Source organism: Pantoea sp. Seng, assembly GCF_009829935.1.
GTDB classification, from domain to species: Bacteria; Pseudomonadota; Gammaproteobacteria; order Enterobacterales; family Enterobacteriaceae; genus Pantoea; species Pantoea communis.
The window spans coordinates 198,818-216,457 of the sequence record NZ_SZZV01000008.1; the positions used below are offsets into that span (position 1 = coordinate 198,818).

Consider the following 17,640-nt stretch of genomic DNA (forward strand, 5'->3'; position numbering starts at 1 on the left):
ATCTGGAAAATTCAGAAGAGAGTTAATTAATGATGATAATTGATCGAAACGGCTCTTTTTAAAATTTAGCCTGTCGAATTATTTTAACTATTTTGAATTAGTGCCGTTTTCAGCATCCTTCAAACGACCACGATTTACAATCCTCCACACTCGCCTTATCCTGTGTGCGGCATGTTCACCATGCCATGACTCGGGGTGCCCCTGTTAAACAGGGCTGAGATACACCCGCTGACCTGATCTGGATAATGCCAGCGTAGGGAAGTCAGATGCCTGACCGCATTCGCCTTCTTGATCGCCGGTTGGGAGTTTTATGACACAGCCTGACCTTCTTACCTCCGCGCAACTCGCGCAATCCCTGCAGCTGCTGCGTCAGCAGGCACCGCTGGTGCACTGCATGACCAATGACGTGGTGCAAACCTTTACCGCCAATGTGCTGCTGGCTTTGCAAGCCTCTCCCGCGATGGTGACCGATGCCGAGGAAGCCGCGCAGTTCGTGAGTTTTGCCGATGCGCTGCTGATCAACGTCGGGACCTTAACCCGCGACCGTCGCGATGCGATGCTGGCGGCGGTGCAGTCCGCCTCTAAAGTCGGTACGCCCTGGACGCTCGATCCGGTGGCCGTGGGTGCACTCTCATTCCGCACCGAATTCTGCCAGCAGCTGCTGAGCCTGCATCCCGCCGCGATTCGTGGCAACGGCTCGGAAATCCTCGCGCTGGCTAACCAGGCTGCGGGCGGGCGCGGCGTGGACAGCGTGCATCAGGCCGATGCCGCACTCAGCTCGGCGCAACAGTTGGCACAGGATTACCACACGCTGGTGGCGGTCACAGGCGAAGTCGATTACGTCACTGATGGCAAACGCACGCTGGCGATTCCAGGCGGCAGCCCGCTGATGACGCGCGTGGTCGGCACCGGCTGCGCGCTTTCCGCCGTGGTCGCGGCCTTCAGCAGCTTACCGGGCGACCGCTTGCAGCATGTGGCGGCGGCATGTCGCGTGATGTCGCTGGCGGGCGAGCAGGCGGCGCGTGCTGTTCAGGGGCCAGGCAGCTTTGTCGCGGCTTTCCTCGATAACCTCTGGACGCTGGAGGTTGCCGTATGAAGCGCATCAACGCGTTAACCATTGCAGGTACTGACCCGAGCGGTGGCGCAGGCATTCAGGCCGATCTCAAAGCCTTCTCCGCATTGGGCGCCTATGGCACCAGTGTGATCACCGCGCTGGTGGCGCAGAACACCTGCGGCGTGCAGTCGGTGTATCGCATTGAACCCGATTTCGTTGGCGCGCAACTGGATTCGGTGCTGGACGATGTGCGTATTGATGCCGCCAAAATTGGCATGCTGTCGGAAACCGCGATTGTTGAAGTGGTGGCCGAGCGGCTGAAACGCGCCAGCCTGCCGTTTGTGGTGCTGGATACGGTGATGATTGCCAAGAGTGGCGATCCGCTGCTGTCGCCGGATGCAGTGGCCAGCGTGCGTGAACTGCTGCTGCCGCAGGTGTCGTTGATCACGCCCAATTTGCCCGAAGCCGCTGCGCTACTGGGCCGTGATATGGCGCAGGATGAGAAAACCATGCTGATGCAGGGCGATGCGCTGTTGGATCTCGGTTGTGAAGCGGTATTAATGAAGGGCGGACATCTCAGTGATGCCGAAAGCCCGGATTGGCTGATCACCCGTGCAGGGCGTCAGCGCTTCACCGCACCACGCGTCAATACGCGCCATACCCACGGCACCGGTTGTTCGCTGTCCGCCGCTTTAGCGGCACTGCGTCCACGTCACGATAACTGGGCGGATACAGTCACCGAAGCCAAAGCCTGGCTGCAGCAGGCCTTGCTGCACGCCGACTCGCTGGAAGTCGGCAAGGGCATTGGTCCGGTGCACCATTTCCATCAGTGGTGGTAGGGCAGCAGAACGGCGATTAAGGCGTGCCTCTGCGTTGCAGGATTCAATCTGAAGGCCGCCCATCGCAAGGTGGCAGAATATTTTTACTGCGTATCCGTCTGAAAAATGGAGTGAGCAATTTGCCAGCCTGGCGCTTTTCGGTCCAGGCTGTTGGGGGCGAATCGGCCATTGCCGGTTCCATTCCAGCCATTTATTTCAGGAGCCAACATGACGGACATCGTACAGTTATTGGGCAAAGAAGCGGATTCACTTCTTCAACATCGCTGCATGACCATTCCAGCGGACAGCCTTTATTTACCGGGCGCGGATTTCGTCGATCGTGTGATGATCGACAACAATCGTTCTCCTGCCGTATTACGCAATATGCAAACCCTGTATAACACTGGTCGCCTGGCGGGCACCGGCTATCTGTCGATTCTGCCGGTCGATCAGGGCGTTGAGCACTCAGCGGGTGCCTCTTTTGCCGCCAACCCGGCTTACTTCGATCCGAAGAACATTGTTGAGCTGGCGATTGAAGCCGGCTGTAACTGTGTCGCCTCTACCTATGGTGTGCTGGCCTCAGTATCACGCCGCTATGCACACCGCATTCCGTTTATGGTGAAACTTAACCACAACGAAACCCTGAGCTATCCCACCCAGTACGATCAAACGCTGTATGCCAGCGTCGAGCAGGCATTCAACCTGGGGGCGATTGCGGTGGGCGCGACCATCTATTTTGGTTCTGAGCAGTCACGTCGTCAGATTGAAGAGATCTCGGCTGCTTTCGAGCGTGCGCATGAACTGGGCATGGTGACCGTGCTGTGGGCCTATCTGCGCAATGATGGCTTCAAGAAAGACGGCGTAGATTACCATGCCAGCGCTGATTTGACCGGCCAGGCCAACCATCTGGCAGCCACCATTGGCGCAGACATCGTGAAGCAGAAAATGGCCGAGAACAACGGCGGCTACAAGGCGGTGAAATTCGGCCATACCGATGAGCGCGTCTACAGCAAGCTGACCACGGAGAACCCGATCGATCTGGTGCGTTACCAGCTGGCGAACTGCTATATGGGCCGTGCTGGATTGATCAACTCCGGTGGCGCATCAGCCGGAGACACTGACATTGCCGAATCGGTGCGTACTGCGGTGATCAACAAACGTGCGGGCGGTATGGGGCTGATACTGGGCCGTAAGGCGTTTAAGAAGTCGCTGAAAGAGGGCGTACAGCTGATTAATGCGGTGCAGGATGTTTATCTGGCGAAAGATGTCACAATTGCGTAATTGATTGCCCAAATCCCTTCCCGCAAGCGGGAGGGGAATCGGTCAGCGGAGTAATGATTGGGGATTGATCGAGAGCATGGGGACGAAATCTTATCTGCAAAGCTCTCTATTGAGCGGCAACACGCGCTTCACTCGCTCGCCAATCGCACTTTGCTTGGGTCTCCCCCTTTATATGGGAGAGGACCAGGTTGAGGGGCTCTAATCGCAGACAATCTAAGGCGCTTCAAACCATTCGCTATTACGCTCAGCAATCGGCGTAATGGTCAAAATCATTTCCTGCAGATGACGTCGCATCGCCGCTTCTGCCGCTTCAACATCTTGCGCTTTTAACGCCTGGTAGATGTTTTCATGCTGCTGAATCAGGCTTTCCGGTGGTGACACTTCACTCAGGGTCAGGAAGCGCACGCGGTCCATGGTGGCTTTAATGTTCTCCACCGTTTCCCATGCCAGCAGGCAGTTAATCCCTTCGGCAATCAGGCGGTGAAACTCATCGTCCAGCGTTAAGAATGCCTGGCTGTCGTGACGTTCTGCCGCCAGACGCTGCAACTGAAGATTGTGCTCCAGCGCCATTAAGCCTTCGGGAGTGATCTCCTGTGCAGCACGTCGCACCACGGCGATTTCCACCGCTTCACGGATAAAACGGCCGTCGGCCACACGCTGGGCGGAAATTTTACGCACGAAAGTGCCGCGCTGCGGCAGCACCTGCACCAGGCCCGCTTCCGCCAGTTTGATAAAGGCTTCGCGGACTGGCTGGCGCGACACATTGAAGCGCGCGGACACTTCTTTTTCCGACAGCAACGAGCCGGGATGAATGGCGCAGGTCACGATATCTTTGCGCAGATAACGATAGATCTGCTGATTTACGGGTTCGCTGGTGGTAATGGTATAGGCAATCGACATGCAGCAATATCCGTATTACGGCTGGCCTACGCCAGCCCGATGAGAAAGGTTCAGTCTAATCAGCACGCTGCATCTGCGCTACACATTTGTGAAGGCACTTATGCCTGTGTCACAAGGGCCTGTACCGTGGCGCGTGCACCCTGTACAACCAGTTGCTGATAGAGTTCCGTAACGCGTGCCACGAAGGCGGTTTGATGCAGCAGGTCATCGCCAAACACCGCTTTCAAGCCGATCAACGCCTTCACGCGATCTGCGCCATCTTCACTATGTGCCACGATGCTCGCCAGCTGATCTTTTAGCGGGTCGCGAATTTCTATCGTCTGGCCCTGTTCATCGACACCGCTGACATAGCGAATCCAACCCGCCACACCGAGCAGCAGATAGTCGCAAGAGGTGCCGTTACGCAGATGCCAGCGCACGCTGTCCAGCAAACGCTGCGGCAACTTCTGCGTGCCATCGGTGGCAATTTGATAAGTGCGATGCTTGATGGCGCGGTTTTCGTAGCGAGCGATCAGCGAGTCGGCATAGGCGGTGAGATCCACGCCCTGAGTACGCAGCGTCGGGGCCTGATTCTGTAACATCAGCGCGCGCGCCGCCGTGCGGAAGTGGTTATCGGCCATGCAATCGCTGATGTGTTCGTATCCGGCGAGGAAGCCGAGATAGGCGAGGAACGAGTGGCTGCCGTTGAGCATGCGCAGCTTCATCTCTTCAAACGGTAATACATCACTGACCAGCTCAGCACCGGCATTTTCCCACGTCGGGCGGCCGTTAACGAAGTTATCTTCAATCACCCACTGGAAGAAAGGCTCGGCTTCCACCGCCACCGGATCGCTGCTGCCTAAGCGCGCTTCCAGCGCATCAAATGCGGCATCGGTCATGGCGGGAACGATGCGATCCACCATGGTGGAGGGGAAGGTGATGTGCGTTTGAATGTACTCTGCCAGTTCGTGGCTATGGCGTTCTGCCAGCTGGGTGACGACGTTGCGCGTGACGTGACCGTTCTCTGGCATGTTGTCGCAGGACATCACGCTGAATGGCGTTAATCCACGTTCGCGGCGACGGATAATCGCCGCCAGAATCAGGCCCGGCAGCGAACGCGGCTGCGTGGGGTTTTTCAGGTCATGCACGATATCAGGATGATCCGGATTGAGCTTGCCGCTGGAAGGCATGTAGCAATAGCCTTTCTCAGTCACCGTCATCGAGACAATCGCCACATCCGGCTGGCTCATCGCCTCAATCACCGCATCAATGCCGTCGCCTTTGCCATGCAGCGCTTGCGTCACCACGCCAATCACGCGGGTGTGCAGGCTGCTATCGGCCATCTCGGTGAGGGTATAGAGCAAATCCTGTTGGCGCAGCGCCTGGATCAGTGCGCCGCTGTTGAGATTCACTTCGCAGTAGCCCCAGTCGCTGCCTTTCGTTGCCAGTTTATCGGTCGCGAGCGCCTGATGGGCACGGTGAAAAGCACCAAAGCCGATATGTACCATGCGGGTTTTTAACTTGCTGCGGTCGTAAGCGGGACGTTGGACGTCGGCGGGGAGGCGATCAAGTTCTAACATGCGTTTTCCTTTTAGCAAACGGGGCGCTGAGCGCCCCATTATGGTCAATCTGTTATGCGGACACCGGTTTATCTACGGTCTTTGGGCTGCGAATCACAAACAGCACCAGCATCGCACCAATCCCGGCGACACAGCCCGCCAGAATAAAGGCGCTGTCGAATTTACCGGTGTGCTGCACGATATAGCCTGTGACAATCGGTCCAACAATCCCGGACAGGCTACCAATCAGATGGATAAAGCCACTGATGCTGCCGACACGGCTTTTGTGCACCACATCCTGAATAATCGCCCAGTAAATCGCACCGGTGATGTAGAGGAAGAAGATGGAGATCGACATCATGATCACCGCGGAATTCACCTCTTTAATCGTTCCCGCCAGTGCTACACAGATGGCGGCAGCCAGCAGCGAGACCACCAGAACAATTTTGCGCGACAGCAGCAACTTGCCGGTGATGTTGAAAATCTTATCCGAGATCCAACCGCCCAATGCGAGGCCGACGAAGCCGACAATCCACGGGATCATGGTGGTGATACTCATGGATTTAATATCCAGGCCGTGCGCCTGCACCAGATAAGCCGGGAACCAGCTCAGGAAGAAGAACAGAATATAGTTGTAGCAGAAGAAGGCAAAAGCGGTGACCAGAATAATCGGCTGACGCAGGTAGTAACCCATGCCGTGCGCTTTGCCTGATGAATCGATGACATCAGCCGGTTCTTCCGCTTTCAGTTTCTCGACCAGCGCGCGCTCTTCTGCAGAGACTTTTTTGCTGCGTGCCGGGTTATCAGCAGCGAAGAAGAACCACAGACCCATCCACACCAGGCCAATCACGCAGATCACCACGAACGCCGGACGCCAGCCAAATGATAACGCCAGATAGCCCACAATCGGACCAGCGACAGCACCACCCAGCGGCGAACCCGCACTCAGCAAGCCCATTGCGGTAGCCGCCTGTTTTTTCGGGAACCAGCCGTTGATGGCCTTGTTTGCCGAGGCGCAGATTGGGCCTTCCGCCATGCCGAACAGCACGCGCAGAATCATCATCGACCAGAACCCGGTCGCCAGTGCGGTCATGCCGCAGAACAGCGACCACATACCGACGGCGGTGCCGAGCACGATAGTCGGGCCGAATTTATCGGTCGCCAGGCCACCGATAAAGTTAAACAGCGCATAACCAAAGAAGAAGCTACCGAAAATCATGCCGAACTGTTCGGCGTTGATCATCAGGTCTTTTTCTACCAGCGGTACAGTCAGAGAAAGGGCAATACGATCGAGGTAGTTGATCATATAAACCAGGAACAACAGCAGTACGAGGGTCCAGCGTAGATTCATTAACATAGAAACTCCGTTTCCCCGTCATGCCTCAATCTGTTTCTGTGTGGCCTGTTTAATCTCATCCCCCTCGGGGATTTAATCACTTGCCGCTTTGATACAGCCTGAAGCATTGAGAGGATTATTATATTGGCCGGCGGGTACGCACCGGATTAAGGACACCTGGTGTGAAGATTAACTTAACCCATGTGCAGAATCACTTTGCAGCAGGTGCGCGGATCTTTTTCGAACAGCGTCATCGCTTTTTCAATCTCAGCCAGCGGGAAATAGTGGGTGACTAATTTCTCTGGCTGAATCTGACCTTTCTCCATCCACTCAATCACCTGCGGGAAGCGATTGCTGTTCAGGCGCGAGGTAAACAGTGATAACTCTTTGCTGGTTAACGCCTGCTGCGTGATGCTGCAAGGTTCACCGGAGAAGCCGAGCAGGCCAATACGCGCCGCCGGAGAGGCGAGGGCAGCGGCTTCTGCCAGAATGGTCGGATGGCAGGCGGCATCGATGATCAATGTTGGCTGCACGCCTTCCAGCTGTGCGGCCAGCGGAATCTCACTGTTGTTGAACACCTGATCAGCGCCATTTTCCTGCGCCAGCGCCAGACGTTCCGGCAGACGATCCACCACCAGCACTTTTTCCACGCCGTAGACGCCTTTCAGCACCTGAATGGCGGTTAAGCCCATCGGGCCAGCGCCGTAAATCATCGCCACGTCATTGGCCTGCGGTTTGAGGAAGGCGGTGATGTTCGCCGCGATGGTGAACGGTTCCACCAGGCTGGCGAGTTTGTCCGGAATAGAAGCGGGCAGAGTAAAAGCGTTTTTCGCCGGTGCCACCGCAAATTCGCTGAAACCACCGTCACGGTGCACACCGATTACCTGCAGTTCTTTACAGACGTTTGGGCGACCGATGGAGCAGGGGTAGCAGTGTCCGCAGCTGACGACCGGATCCACCGCCACACGCTCGCCGATACGCGCGGCATCCACGCCTTCACCCACCGCATCGATTAGGCCAAAGAATTCGTGGCCAATCACGCGCGGGTATTTGGCGAATGGGTTGTGGCCGTGCCAGATGTGCACATCTGAACCGCAGATACTGGCAAACTGCACTTTGACGCGCACTTCGCCTGCGGCTGGTTCAGGCAATGCGCGTTCTGCCACTACCAATTCACCCGGTTGATCAATTACGACACTTTTCATCATCTACTCCTTGCCAGATACACACTTAATTGGTGGATTTGGCAGCAACGGGAATGCAATGAATGAAAAATACGCTTGCTAATACTACCATACAAGTCGGCGTTAAAGAGTTGTGAAGAGAGTCACAGAGTGCAGGGAGAGGGAGCGAAGAACTGTGGCAGTTTGGAAGATGGGGCAGTGGAATTGGAGTGGGGCTGAAATATGCAGAGATTTGAGATGTGGGATTTTCAGTTTGGGTTGAGATTCCCAGGCAGGCCGCAGATATTCAAACAGGGTTGAGGTGTTGAGTGGGTTGCGATGTTCAGAGTGATATGAGGTCTTCAAGCTATGTTGGGGGGGAATTGGGTTTGTGATGTTCAGGCTGTGATGAGATGTGCAGGTTTGGCTGAGATTTTCAGATTGAGCCGACAATGACTTTAGATAGGACATCGCCCAACTATTCCATTCATCGCCTCCCAAATTGCAGGCATAAAAAAACCAGCCTGATAGGCTGCTCTTTTCAAGAATTTGGCTCCTCTGACTGGACTCGAACCAGTGACATACGGATTAACAGTCCGCCGTTCTACCGACTGAACTACAGAGGAATCGTTTGGAACGGGGCGCATAGTAACGAGCAGGCTCTGGGTTGTCAAAGGCCTTTTCTACATTTTTAACTGACTGCTGAATAAAGCGTCAATTTTACGATTTTCTCCGCCTTAGCGCGCTGAATCACCCTCCATAACAGGATGATTTGTGATGCAAGTCACTAATGTTATGCAAAATTACATTCTGATTTGTCGATTTTGTCAGATACCTCGCATGTATGATCACAGATATTTCATTTCGCCGTTGTGGCGGCCAAAAGCGAAACATATATTCCAGATCAATTCCCACCCACAACTCCAGGTGCAGCATGAACAAAGTCAGAATCGGAATGATCGGCAGTGGTTACATTGGTCGTTGTCACGCCATTGCTTACGCGCAGGCTCCCACTGTTTTTGCGCTGAAAGGCGAAATCGTGCGTGAAATGCTGGCAGAGGTGAATCCAGAGCTGGCCGCGAAACAGGCGGCAACCTTTGGCTTTGCCCGTTCAACTGGCGACTGGCACGAGCTGGTGCGCGATCCCAACATCGATGTGGTCGACATCTGTGCCCCGAACTTCCTGCACAAAGAGATGGCGCTGGAAGCGATTCGTAACGGCAAACACGTTTACTCTGAGAAGCCGCTGTCGTTGTCTGTGGCAGACGCAGAAGAGATGGTGCAGGCCGCGCAGCAGGCAGGCGTCAAAACGCTGGTGGGCTTCAACTATATGAAAAACCCGACCAGCCAGCTGGCGCGTGAAATCATTGCGCGCGGTGAAATTGGCGAAGTGATCCATTTCTACGGCACTCACAACGAAGATTATCTGGCACGCCCGGAAACCCCGCTCGACTGGCACTGCCAGAAAGCGCTGGCCGGCTTGGGTGCGTTAGGCGATCTGGCGGCGCATATCGTCAACATGGCGCACTATCTGGTGGGCGACATCGAAGAAGTCAGCGGCGATATGATGACGGTAATTAAACAGCGGCCCGATCCCAAAGACCATTCACGTCTGCTGCCGGTAGAGAACGAAGATCAGGCCAGCGCGCTGCTGCGCTTTAAAAATGGTGCACACGGCGTGTTTGAGACCTCGCGCATCGCCTGTGGCAGCAAAATGGGCCTCACCTACGTGGTCACCGGCACCAAAGGCACGCTACGCTACACCCAGGAGCGCATGGCCGAGCTGGAGCTGTATATCCATGATGAGCCCGCTGGACGTCAGGGCTTCAAAACCATTCTGACTGGCCCGGCCCATCCGGATTACGCCAACTTCTGCGTATCAGCGGGTCACGGTATTGGTTTTAACGATCAGAAAACCGTGGAGATCCGTGACTTGATCAACGGTATCGCAGCCGGCGATCGTATGTGGCCAGATTTTGCCGAAGGCTTGCAGGTGCAGAAGGTATTAGAAGCGGTAGCAGTATCCGCCGTCGAGCGTCGCTGGATGAAGGTGTAACGCCCTTCTTACAGTACGCATTCAAGCTGTTGGGCAGGCTAGGGCAGGCTAGGGCAGGCTAGGGCAGCTTCTTAGCCGATAGTGAATATTGCTAAAGAGTGATTCTGGCAGCAGCCAAAGTTAGCCAATGAGCGCAATGTCTAACAGGCAGCACCTCTGACAGCACGCATTAAAGCTAATGAGCAGGCTGGGGTCGCTTTGGGGCTGGCATTTCGCAGCGCTGAACGGAATGAGGAAACCAGGAGAGCCAGCATGGATGCTGGCGAAAGGCGCAGCCGGAACAGGGATGTTCCGTCTGCGCCGGTCCGTCCGGCTGACGAGTGAAGTGAAGGCACCGCGTCAGCGGCGCGAGGACCGCCAGCCCCAAAGCGACCCCAGACTGCGTTATCACCAGCAACCCAGACTGCGTTATCACCAGCAACCCAGACTGCGTTATCACCAGCAACCCAGACTGCGTTATCACCAGCAACCCAGACTGCGTTATCACCAGCAACCCAGACTGCGTTCTCACCAGCAAACCAGACTGCGTTAGCACTAGCAATCCAGACTGCATTTCTTCCGAATCTAACCGACTAACATCACGCCAGTAGCGGGCACTGCGGCGGCAGGCGGCAGCTCAGCGCGCCTGGCATCACTTCAATTTCAAATTCGCTGCCGGTCAGCGGTTCGCCATCCAGATTGAACGTCATCTCGTGCGGTGAACGAATGCTCAGCGACTGCAACTGCGCCGAAACAATATTCGGATTCTCATCATTACGCGTCAGCGAATGCAGCAACGTCGGCAACAACTCCTGCGCGGTGACGATGCTCAGATTCAGCTGCCCATCATTGATCAATGCATCCGGACACAGCTTCTGTCCGCCACCTGCCTGACGACCATTACCAATGCCGATCACCAGTGCATCACCTTGCCACTCAAATCCCGGACCGCTGATCTCACAGCTATCCGGCTTCAGCGCATCCACTCGCATCAAACCATGAATAAAATAGGACACGCCGCCTAAAGCCGATTTCAATTTCTCCGGCGTCTCCGTGGTAATACGCGTGCCAAAGCCGCCGGTCGCCATATTGATAAAGTAGCGATCGCCATTTACACGCGCCAAATCAATCGCGCTGGCTTTACCCAACACCGCCAGACGCAGCGCCGGTTCCATCTCCTCTGGAATCCCCACGCTGGTGGCGAAATCATTGGCCGTACCAAGCGGCAGAATACCCAGTGCTGGACGCTGCTCTGCAGGCACTGCCGCCAGCGCTGTGGCGATTTCATTGATGGTGCCATCGCCGCCGCCCGCTACCACGGTTTCAGCCTGCAATTCCACCGCTTCCTGCACGTAACGGTCACCGTCGCCCTTTTCCCAGGTCACGCGTACCGCCAGATTAAAACCTTCATCGCGCAGCGTATTCACCGCCGCACGCAAATCTTCATTGCCCGCGCCTTTCCCATTGAGGATCAGCAGCGTCAGTGGTTTATTTTGCATAATCAGTTCCTTGAGGCGAAATACGATGCAGAGGTTATAGCATAGCTGGGCGAGGAACTTTATCGGCGGGCGATGAAAAAAAGAAATCCCGCACGGGGGAGCCGGGCGGGTGAATGAGGTGGTTCCTGGTACTACCTGCTGTTTATTGTTACTCGTTAGCAGCAGGCGGGATTCTAAAGCGAGGCGCAGCGGCGGTCTGTGATCCTGTTCTAACTTCGCGCCTTTCTTTTCATTATGTGCGCTTTTTTCCGTGCGGATCGTAGGTGCTGTTGCCGTCAGTGAAATTTCGCATTAGCAAAGCAAAGGCCAGATCCACCGATTCCGGTACAGGGATCCACACCTTATGTCCATCTCCCGGCGCGACATCTACCGCTGCACCTTTATCATTCTGCATCGATTCCAGCGTACAGTTCAGATTGCCCTGCGGCGTCATGATCTCCACAGAATCGCCGAGCAAAAACTTATTCTTCACGGCAATTTGCGCCCAGTCGCCGCGACGTTCACCGGTAAACTCTCCCACAAACTGCTGGCGATCGGATACCGAAAAACCCTGTTCATAGTTCTGATAACTGTCATGCGTATGACGACGCAGGAAACCTTCGGTATAGCCACGATGCGCCAAACCTTCCAGCGTCTCCAGCAGCGCCGGATCGAACGGCTTGCCGGCTGCCGCATCATCGATGGCGCGACGATAAACCTGCGCGGTGCGAGCACAGTAATAGAAAGATTTAGTGCGGCCTTCAATTTTCAGCGAATGTACGCCCATCTGGCTCAGGCGCTCGACATGGGCCACCGCGCGTAAATCCTTTGAGTTCATGATGTAAGTGCCGTGCTCATCTTCAAAGGCACTCATCACTTCACCGGGCTTCATCTTCTCTTCTAACAAGAATACACGGTCGGTCGTCGCGCCAACGCCCAGCGTGGGCTCCTGCACCTCAACCGGCTGGTGGAAGCCGACAATATTGCCCACCTCATCCTGTTTGCCTTCTTCCACTTTGTATTCCCAGCGGCAGGCGTTAGTACAGGTTCCCTGATTCGGATCGCGCTTATTGAGATAACCGGAAAGCAGACAGCGCCCGGAGTAGGCCATGCACAGTGCGCCGTGTACGAAGATCTCAATCTCCATTTCTGGCACCTGCTGGCGAATCTCAGCAATCTCATCCAGCGACAGCTCGCGCGACAGAATCACGCGGGTCAGCCCCATCTGCTGCCAGAACTTCACCGTCGCCCAGTTCACCGCATTGGCCTGCACCGATAGATGAATCGGCATCTCCGGAAAAGCTTCACGCACCAGCATAATCAGGCCGGGATCGGACATGATTAGCGCATCGGGCTGCATCTCCACCACCGGCGTCAGGTCGCGGATAAAGGTTTTCAGCTTGGCGTTATGCGGCGCGATGTTCACCACTACGTAGAATTTCTTGCCCAGCTGGTGCGCTTCTTCAATGCCCTTGGCCAGCACTTCGTGGGTAAATTCATTATTACGCACGCGCAGGCTGTAGCGCGGTTGACCGGCATACACCGCGTCTGCGCCATAGGCAAAGGCATAGCGCATATTCTTCAGCGATCCCGCTGGAGAAAGGAGTTCGGGTTTAAACATGGAGGGAATTCTCACTGATGTCAGGTCAGCATGCCATCGGCGATGGCAGGTGCACGAGCCGCATCAAACGGCCCTGCAAAAGGTGGGGAATTGTAGGCAGGGCCGTCGCTGAAGTAAATTGATCTACATCAAGCGAGCGCTACATCAGGCGACAGACGTCCGCTTCCCAGCGATAACCCATGCCGTACACCGCACGAATAAACGGCTGCTCCGCATCGAGGTTTTCCAGCTTGCGACGCAGATTCTTGATATGGCTATCAATAGTGCGGTCAGTGACCACGCGATAATCGTCATAAAGATGATTCAGTAACTGTTCACGCGAGAACACTTTACCCGGCTCCAGCGCCAGGGTTTTCAGCAAGCGGAATTCAGCAGGCGTCAGTTCCAGTTGCTGTTCGCGCCAGCTGGCCTGAAAACGCCCTTCATCAATCAGCAGATGCGAGGCGAGTTGCGCCTCTTCCGGCGAACGTTTCACGCGGCGCAAAATGGTTTTCACACGTGCCACCACTTCACGCGGGCTGAACGGTTTGCAGATGTAATCATCCGCGCCGATTTCCAGCCCCAGCAGGCGGTCGATCTCCTCGGTGCGCGCGGTGACCATAATGATCGGCAGCTCGGAGAAACGGCGGATTTCACGACACAGCGTTAAGCCATCGCGACCCGGCAGCATCAAATCCAGCAGCATCAAATCCGGCGGTGAGTGCTGCACGTAGTTCAGCACTTCATTGCCATCGGCAATATGGTGGGTGCGATAGTTGGACGCCTGCAGATAATCGATCATCAGCTGCGCCAGTTTCGGTTCGTCTTCAACAATAAGAATCAGGGGATCGTGATTATCCGGGCTCATAAGCTATTTCTGGTGAGGAACATACGGCAAGTTTAGCGCGATTTGCAATCCACCTAAATCAGAGTGATCCGCAGAAATGCTGCCGCTATGTGCTTCAACTATGTTTTTACAGATCGCCAGGCCCAAGCCAGAGCCGCCGCTGGCGCGATTGCGTGAACTTTCTGCCCGGAAAAAACGCTCAAAAAGATGTGCCTGATGTTCAGCATCGACGCCGGGCGCGCTATCCGCAAAGCGTAACTGCCAGTAGTCGCCGTGTTGCTGCAGGCTGACCCGTACTTCGCCACCGGCATCGGTATAACGCAGGCTATTCTCCAGCAGATTGGTGAACAACTGCATCAAACGATCCGGATCGCCGAAACTTTCCGCTTTGGTCGGCAGCGCAAGGGTGAGCGTCAAATCCCGGCTGCGATAGCGTTCGCCAAAGCTGCCTGCCACCACTTCCAGCAGATTCACCACATCCACCGGCTGTTTGCGATAGGCGAGGGCGCCAGCGTCAGACAGCGACAGCTGATGCAGATCGTCCACCAGTTTGGTCAGCACCACCACTTCACTCTGCAGTGAGGTGATGGCTTCCGGCGTCAGCTTGCGCACACCATCCTGCATCGCTTCCAGCTCACCGCGCATGATCGCCAGCGGTGTGCGCAGCTCGTGGGAGATGTCGGCCATAAAGGCGCGGCGATTGCTTTCGTTCTTCTCCAGAGAACTGGCGAGCTGGTTAAAATCGCGCGCCAGCTGACCGATTTCATCACTGCTGCCGACTTCCACGCGTGTGGAAAATTTGCCTGCCGCCAGTTCATGGGTGCCATCCACCAGCCGCTTCACCGGGGCCAATAAGCCGCGCGCCAGCAGCCAGGTGACCAGCGCCGCCAGCAGCGTGGTGAGGGTGACGATCATCCAGCTGGTGCGGCGCTGCTGCAGGTCAAAGTTGATATCGGTGCTGCGCGTCAGTCGTTCAGCGGGCGAGGCGATCACCCAACCCACCACTTTGCTGGTGCTGGTGGTGATGTTGCGCCGCGTGCCTTCCGGCGGCACCGGTGAGTGTGGCCCGGACAGCACTTTATACTGCTGATCGATAATCCAGAATTGGGTGCGCCAGCCGTGTGGCGGCAACTGCGTACTGCTGCCGGGATTTTGCTCCATCGATCGCAGAATGGTGAAAATCAGGCGGTCGTTGTTCCGCAGGAAATCCCAGTTGCCGTGCTGCTCATACTGATCCGCCAGCGCATCGCTCAGCAGGGTTAAACGCTGTTCATTGCCTTTCTTGATGTAATCAACAAAGCCGTGCTCAAAGCTGAGGCGCACGCCCCAGTGCATGGTGATGATCACCAGCATGCAGGTGGAAAAAATCGCCACAAACAACTTGGCACCAATGCCGAGTTTCAACGGCTGCTTCATGCTTTTCTCCTGCCTCTGAGATCCACGTTCTTACTCACATCTTTGGGTACGCGCCAGAACACCAGTGCTGGCAACACAATCACCAGCGCCATGCACAGGTAGGTATAAATAAAGGTTTGATGTGCGGCGGCGCTGTTGGTCACGGCGCCGTGGACGAACGCACCCAGCAGCAAGCCTGCCACCGTGACGCCAATACTCATCGACAACTGCATGATCATCGAGAGCAAGCTGTTGCCGCTTGAAGCCAGATCATCCGGTAACTCTTTCAGCGTTAAGGTGTTCATTGAGGAGAAGCGGATGGCATTCACCATGCCTTGCAGCAGCAGGACCACTGGCAGCATCCACACCCATCCGAGCAGCGCCACTGCCGGAAACAGCAACACCACCAGCGCCAGTGCGATAGTCGCCCCGACCAGCGCATTGCGATAGCCAAACAGGTTAACGATGCGCACCACCACGCGTTTGGTGCCCATATTGCCCAGCACCATCGGAATCATCATTAAACCCGCGTGGAACGGGCTGTAGCCGAGGCCCACCTGCAAAAAGATCGGTGTCATAAATGGCAGCATGCCGCTACCGATGCGTCCGGTGAAGCTGCCGAGCAGGCCAATCGAGTAGATGCGGTTGTCGAACAGCTTCAGGCTAAACAGCGCGTTGTCGTTGTTGCGGCCGTGCATCAGGTAAAACAGCAGGGAGAACACGCCGACCAGAATCAGTGCGCCGAGCAGCAGCGGGGAGCCGCCGGTGCTGCGCTGGCCGTCGAGCGCCAGCGTCAGGGTCGCCATGCCCACTGCCAGCAGCACAAAACCGAGGAAGTCGAAGCGTTTGGTTTGCATGGTGTAATTCGGCATCAGCATCAGGGTGGCAATCGCGCCGATGATGCCGACCGGAATATTAATCAGGAAGATCCAGTGCCAGCTGGCGTATTGCACTAAAATCCCGCCCAGCGCCGGACCGAGCAGCGGACCGATTTGCCCGGGGGTTGTCACAAAGGTCATCGCCGACATGTACTGCTCGCGCGGCACAATTTTCATCACCGTCAAACGCCCGACCGGCACCATCATCGCACCGCCGACGCCTTGCACCACGCGCGCCATCACCAGTTGATCGAGCGAGGTGGAGAAGGCGCACAGCAGCGAACCGATGCTAAACAGCACAATGGCGCAGAAGAAAATGTTACGCACGCCAAAGCGATCCGCCAGCCAGCCGCTGATCGGCAACGTCACGGCCACCGTCAGCACATACGACACGATCACCGAATGCATGTTGAGTGGGCTGACATTGAGGTCACGCGCCATTGAAGGGATGGCGGTGTTGACGATGGTGGTATCCAGCGCCTGCATAAAAAAGCCGAAGGCGACGATCCACAGCTGCCAGCGCACGGTAGCGGTTTGCGAGTTCATGAAGATTACCGTTATATTAAAGCCAGTTTTCGCTGATTAACCCGTTCACCCGTGAAAATTCGCGCAGGTTGTTGGTAATGAGTGTTAGCGCTTCACTCCGCGCGTGTGCAGCAATGTGTAAATCATTCAGACCGATGGGTGTGCCTTTCTTTTCCAGGTCAGCGCGAATCGAGCCGTATTGAAATGCTGCCCTTTGGTCGTAACTGAGTACGTCCAGACGGGAAACAAAGTCTTCAACAGTGCGTAAATTCCTTTCAGGAAAAGCACTTTTCTCCGCACCATGAACGAGTTCAGCAAGCGTAATCGATGAGATGACCATGCGCCCGACATTGGCATTAAAGCGTTCCAAAACCTCAATCGGGCGGCGTTTGATGACATAGATAACGGAGTTGGTATCCAGCATATAGCGATGCATTAAAAATCTTCCCTGTCAGATTGCTCCTGTGACGCACGCTCATTCATAAAATCATCGCTTACGCTGGGGCCATCGAGGAAAAAGCTATCCCAGGCGTTTTCTATTGGTGTGAGAATGCGCTCTTTGCCAATCGCACGCACCGTGACATTTTTCACGTTGTCGGGAAAGCGCACGTCAGCAGGAATACGCACGTTTTGCGTACGATTATTTGTAAACACTGTACCTTGAGGGGTCTTCCCCGATCATGGTGGGAGACTCAGAACGCCATATTCAGTTTCCCGTAGTGGAACATCACTCCCAGCTTAAAGCGCTCCCGGTTTCGGTATCCCCTGGCTTTTATCCTCAGCAGCCTGATC

15 protein-coding genes, 1 tRNA gene and 1 riboswitch are annotated in these 17,640 nt (G+C 55.6%); of the genes, 4 read left to right on the forward strand and 12 right to left on the reverse strand.

What is annotated here, in order from left to right:
- The first annotated feature begins 181 nt into the window (after positions 1–181).
- Positions 182–277: riboswitch (TPP riboswitch) on the forward strand.
- A 33-nt stretch (positions 278–310) separates the two neighbouring features.
- The 3 genes from thiM to fbaB all read left to right on the forward strand — a co-directional run bounded on the left by thiM (position 311) and on the right by fbaB (position 3,153).
- A complete protein-coding gene (gene thiM / locus FD737_RS10900) occupies positions 311–1,096 on the forward strand; it encodes a hydroxyethylthiazole kinase (RefSeq protein WP_160833490.1) in 786 nt (261 codons plus the stop codon).
- On the forward strand, positions 1,093–1,893 hold the full coding sequence (gene thiD / locus FD737_RS10905) for a bifunctional hydroxymethylpyrimidine kinase/phosphomethylpyrimidine kinase (RefSeq protein WP_038645887.1): 801 nt from the start codon (positions 1,093–1,095) through the stop codon (positions 1,891–1,893). The genes thiM and thiD overlap by 4 nt, the downstream gene beginning before the upstream one ends.
- Before the next feature lie 207 nt (positions 1,894–2,100).
- On the forward strand, positions 2,101–3,153 hold the full coding sequence (gene fbaB / locus FD737_RS10910; protein WP_045832840.1) for a class I fructose-bisphosphate aldolase: 1,053 nt from the start codon (positions 2,101–2,103) through the stop codon (positions 3,151–3,153).
- 213 nt (positions 3,154–3,366) lie between these two features.
- On the opposite strand, the gene FD737_RS10915 is transcribed toward fbaB, so the two are convergent.
- The 5 genes from FD737_RS10915 to FD737_RS10935 all read right to left on the reverse strand — a co-directional run bounded on the left by FD737_RS10915 (position 3,367) and on the right by FD737_RS10935 (position 8,716).
- Positions 3,367–4,053, reverse strand: a complete 687-nt coding sequence (locus FD737_RS10915) for a GntR family transcriptional regulator (protein ID WP_045832814.1) — start codon at positions 4,051–4,053, stop codon at positions 3,367–3,369.
- A 98-nt stretch (positions 4,054–4,151) separates the two neighbouring features.
- Positions 4,152–5,612 (reverse strand): mannitol dehydrogenase family protein, encoded by a 1,461-nt coding sequence (locus tag FD737_RS10920; protein WP_160833491.1) that lies wholly within the window; start codon positions 5,610–5,612, stop codon positions 4,152–4,154.
- A gap of 52 nt (positions 5,613–5,664) precedes the next feature.
- Positions 5,665–6,948 (reverse strand): MFS transporter, encoded by a 1,284-nt coding sequence (locus FD737_RS10925; RefSeq protein ID WP_160833492.1) that lies wholly within the window; start codon positions 6,946–6,948, stop codon positions 5,665–5,667.
- Between the two features lie 173 nt (positions 6,949–7,121).
- Positions 7,122–8,132, reverse strand: a complete 1,011-nt coding sequence (locus FD737_RS10930; RefSeq protein WP_160833493.1) for a Zn-dependent oxidoreductase — start codon at positions 8,130–8,132, stop codon at positions 7,122–7,124.
- A gap of 508 nt (positions 8,133–8,640) precedes the next feature.
- Positions 8,641–8,716 (reverse strand) — tRNA-Asn (locus FD737_RS10935).
- A 308-nt stretch (positions 8,717–9,024) separates the two neighbouring features.
- Between FD737_RS10935 and FD737_RS10940 the strand changes: the two genes are divergently transcribed.
- Entirely contained in the window at positions 9,025–10,146 is a 1,122-nt protein-coding gene (locus FD737_RS10940) for a Gfo/Idh/MocA family protein (RefSeq protein ID WP_160833494.1), read from the forward strand.
- A 578-nt stretch (positions 10,147–10,724) separates the two neighbouring features.
- Here the strand turns inward: FD737_RS10940 and yegS are convergent.
- The 7 genes from yegS to vapB all read right to left on the reverse strand — a co-directional run bounded on the left by yegS (position 10,725) and on the right by vapB (position 17,502).
- The gene (gene yegS, locus FD737_RS10945; RefSeq protein ID WP_160833495.1) at positions 10,725–11,624 is read right to left on the reverse strand and encodes a lipid kinase YegS; all 900 of its coding nucleotides are present in this window, start codon (positions 11,622–11,624) and stop codon (positions 10,725–10,727) included.
- Between the two features lie 232 nt (positions 11,625–11,856).
- Complete coding sequence (gene yegQ / locus FD737_RS10950; RefSeq protein ID WP_160833496.1) at positions 11,857–13,224, reverse strand: tRNA 5-hydroxyuridine modification protein YegQ; 1,368 nt, start codon at positions 13,222–13,224, stop codon at positions 11,857–11,859.
- 139 nt (positions 13,225–13,363) lie between these two features.
- Positions 13,364–14,071 carry a two-component system response regulator BaeR gene (baeR, locus tag FD737_RS10955; RefSeq protein WP_097116631.1) on the reverse strand — a complete coding sequence of 236 codons (708 nt, stop codon included), beginning with the start codon at positions 14,069–14,071 and terminating at the stop codon, positions 13,364–13,366.
- 3 nt (positions 14,072–14,074) lie between these two features.
- On the reverse strand, positions 14,075–15,466 hold the full coding sequence (baeS, locus tag FD737_RS10960; RefSeq protein WP_160833497.1) for a two-component system sensor histidine kinase BaeS: 1,392 nt from the start codon (positions 15,464–15,466) through the stop codon (positions 14,075–14,077).
- The gene (locus FD737_RS10965; protein WP_160833498.1) at positions 15,463–16,869 is read right to left on the reverse strand and encodes an MFS transporter; all 1,407 of its coding nucleotides are present in this window, start codon (positions 16,867–16,869) and stop codon (positions 15,463–15,465) included. Before FD737_RS10965 ends, baeS begins: the two co-directional genes overlap by 4 nt.
- A 16-nt stretch (positions 16,870–16,885) precedes the next feature.
- Positions 16,886–17,284 carry a type II toxin-antitoxin system VapC family toxin gene (locus FD737_RS10970; RefSeq protein ID WP_160833499.1) on the reverse strand — a complete coding sequence of 133 codons (399 nt, stop codon included), beginning with the start codon at positions 17,282–17,284 and terminating at the stop codon, positions 16,886–16,888.
- A complete protein-coding gene (gene vapB, locus FD737_RS10975; RefSeq protein WP_160833500.1) occupies positions 17,284–17,502 on the reverse strand; it encodes a type II toxin-antitoxin system VapB family antitoxin in 219 nt (72 codons plus the stop codon). Before vapB ends, FD737_RS10970 begins: the two co-directional genes overlap by 1 nt.
- Positions 17,503–17,640 lie beyond the last annotated feature (138 nt).

What these genes read in the sequence shown, in the direction of transcription:
- FD737_RS10940 (WP_160833494.1), top strand. Translation starts at nt 9,025, where the DNA reads ATGAACAAAGTCAGAATCGGAATGATCGGCAGTGGTTACATTGGTCGT.
- yegQ (WP_160833496.1), bottom strand. Translation starts at nt 13,224, where the DNA reads ATGTTTAAACCCGAACTCCTTTCTCCAGCGGGATCGCTGAAGAATATG.
- FD737_RS10965 (WP_160833498.1), bottom strand. Translation starts at nt 16,869, where the DNA reads ATGAACTCGCAAACCGCTACCGTGCGCTGGCAGCTGTGGATCGTCGCC.
- FD737_RS10915 (WP_045832814.1), bottom strand. Translation starts at nt 4,053, where the DNA reads ATGTCGATTGCCTATACCATTACCACCAGCGAACCCGTAAATCAGCAG.
- FD737_RS10970 (WP_160833499.1), bottom strand. Translation starts at nt 17,284, where the DNA reads ATGCATCGCTATATGCTGGATACCAACTCCGTTATCTATGTCATCAAA.
- baeS (WP_160833497.1), bottom strand. Translation starts at nt 15,466, where the DNA reads ATGAAGCAGCCGTTGAAACTCGGCATTGGTGCCAAGTTGTTTGTGGCG.
- thiD (WP_038645887.1), top strand. Translation starts at nt 1,093, where the DNA reads ATGAAGCGCATCAACGCGTTAACCATTGCAGGTACTGACCCGAGCGGT.
- thiM (WP_160833490.1), top strand. Translation starts at nt 311, where the DNA reads ATGACACAGCCTGACCTTCTTACCTCCGCGCAACTCGCGCAATCCCTG.
- FD737_RS10925 (WP_160833492.1), bottom strand. Translation starts at nt 6,948, where the DNA reads ATGTTAATGAATCTACGCTGGACCCTCGTACTGCTGTTGTTCCTGGTT.
- yegS (WP_160833495.1), bottom strand. Translation starts at nt 11,624, where the DNA reads ATGCAAAATAAACCACTGACGCTGCTGATCCTCAATGGGAAAGGCGCG.
- fbaB (WP_045832840.1), top strand. Translation starts at nt 2,101, where the DNA reads ATGACGGACATCGTACAGTTATTGGGCAAAGAAGCGGATTCACTTCTT.
- baeR (WP_097116631.1), bottom strand. Translation starts at nt 14,071, where the DNA reads ATGAGCCCGGATAATCACGATCCCCTGATTCTTATTGTTGAAGACGAA.
- FD737_RS10930 (WP_160833493.1), bottom strand. Translation starts at nt 8,132, where the DNA reads ATGAAAAGTGTCGTAATTGATCAACCGGGTGAATTGGTAGTGGCAGAA.
- FD737_RS10920 (WP_160833491.1), bottom strand. Translation starts at nt 5,612, where the DNA reads ATGTTAGAACTTGATCGCCTCCCCGCCGACGTCCAACGTCCCGCTTAC.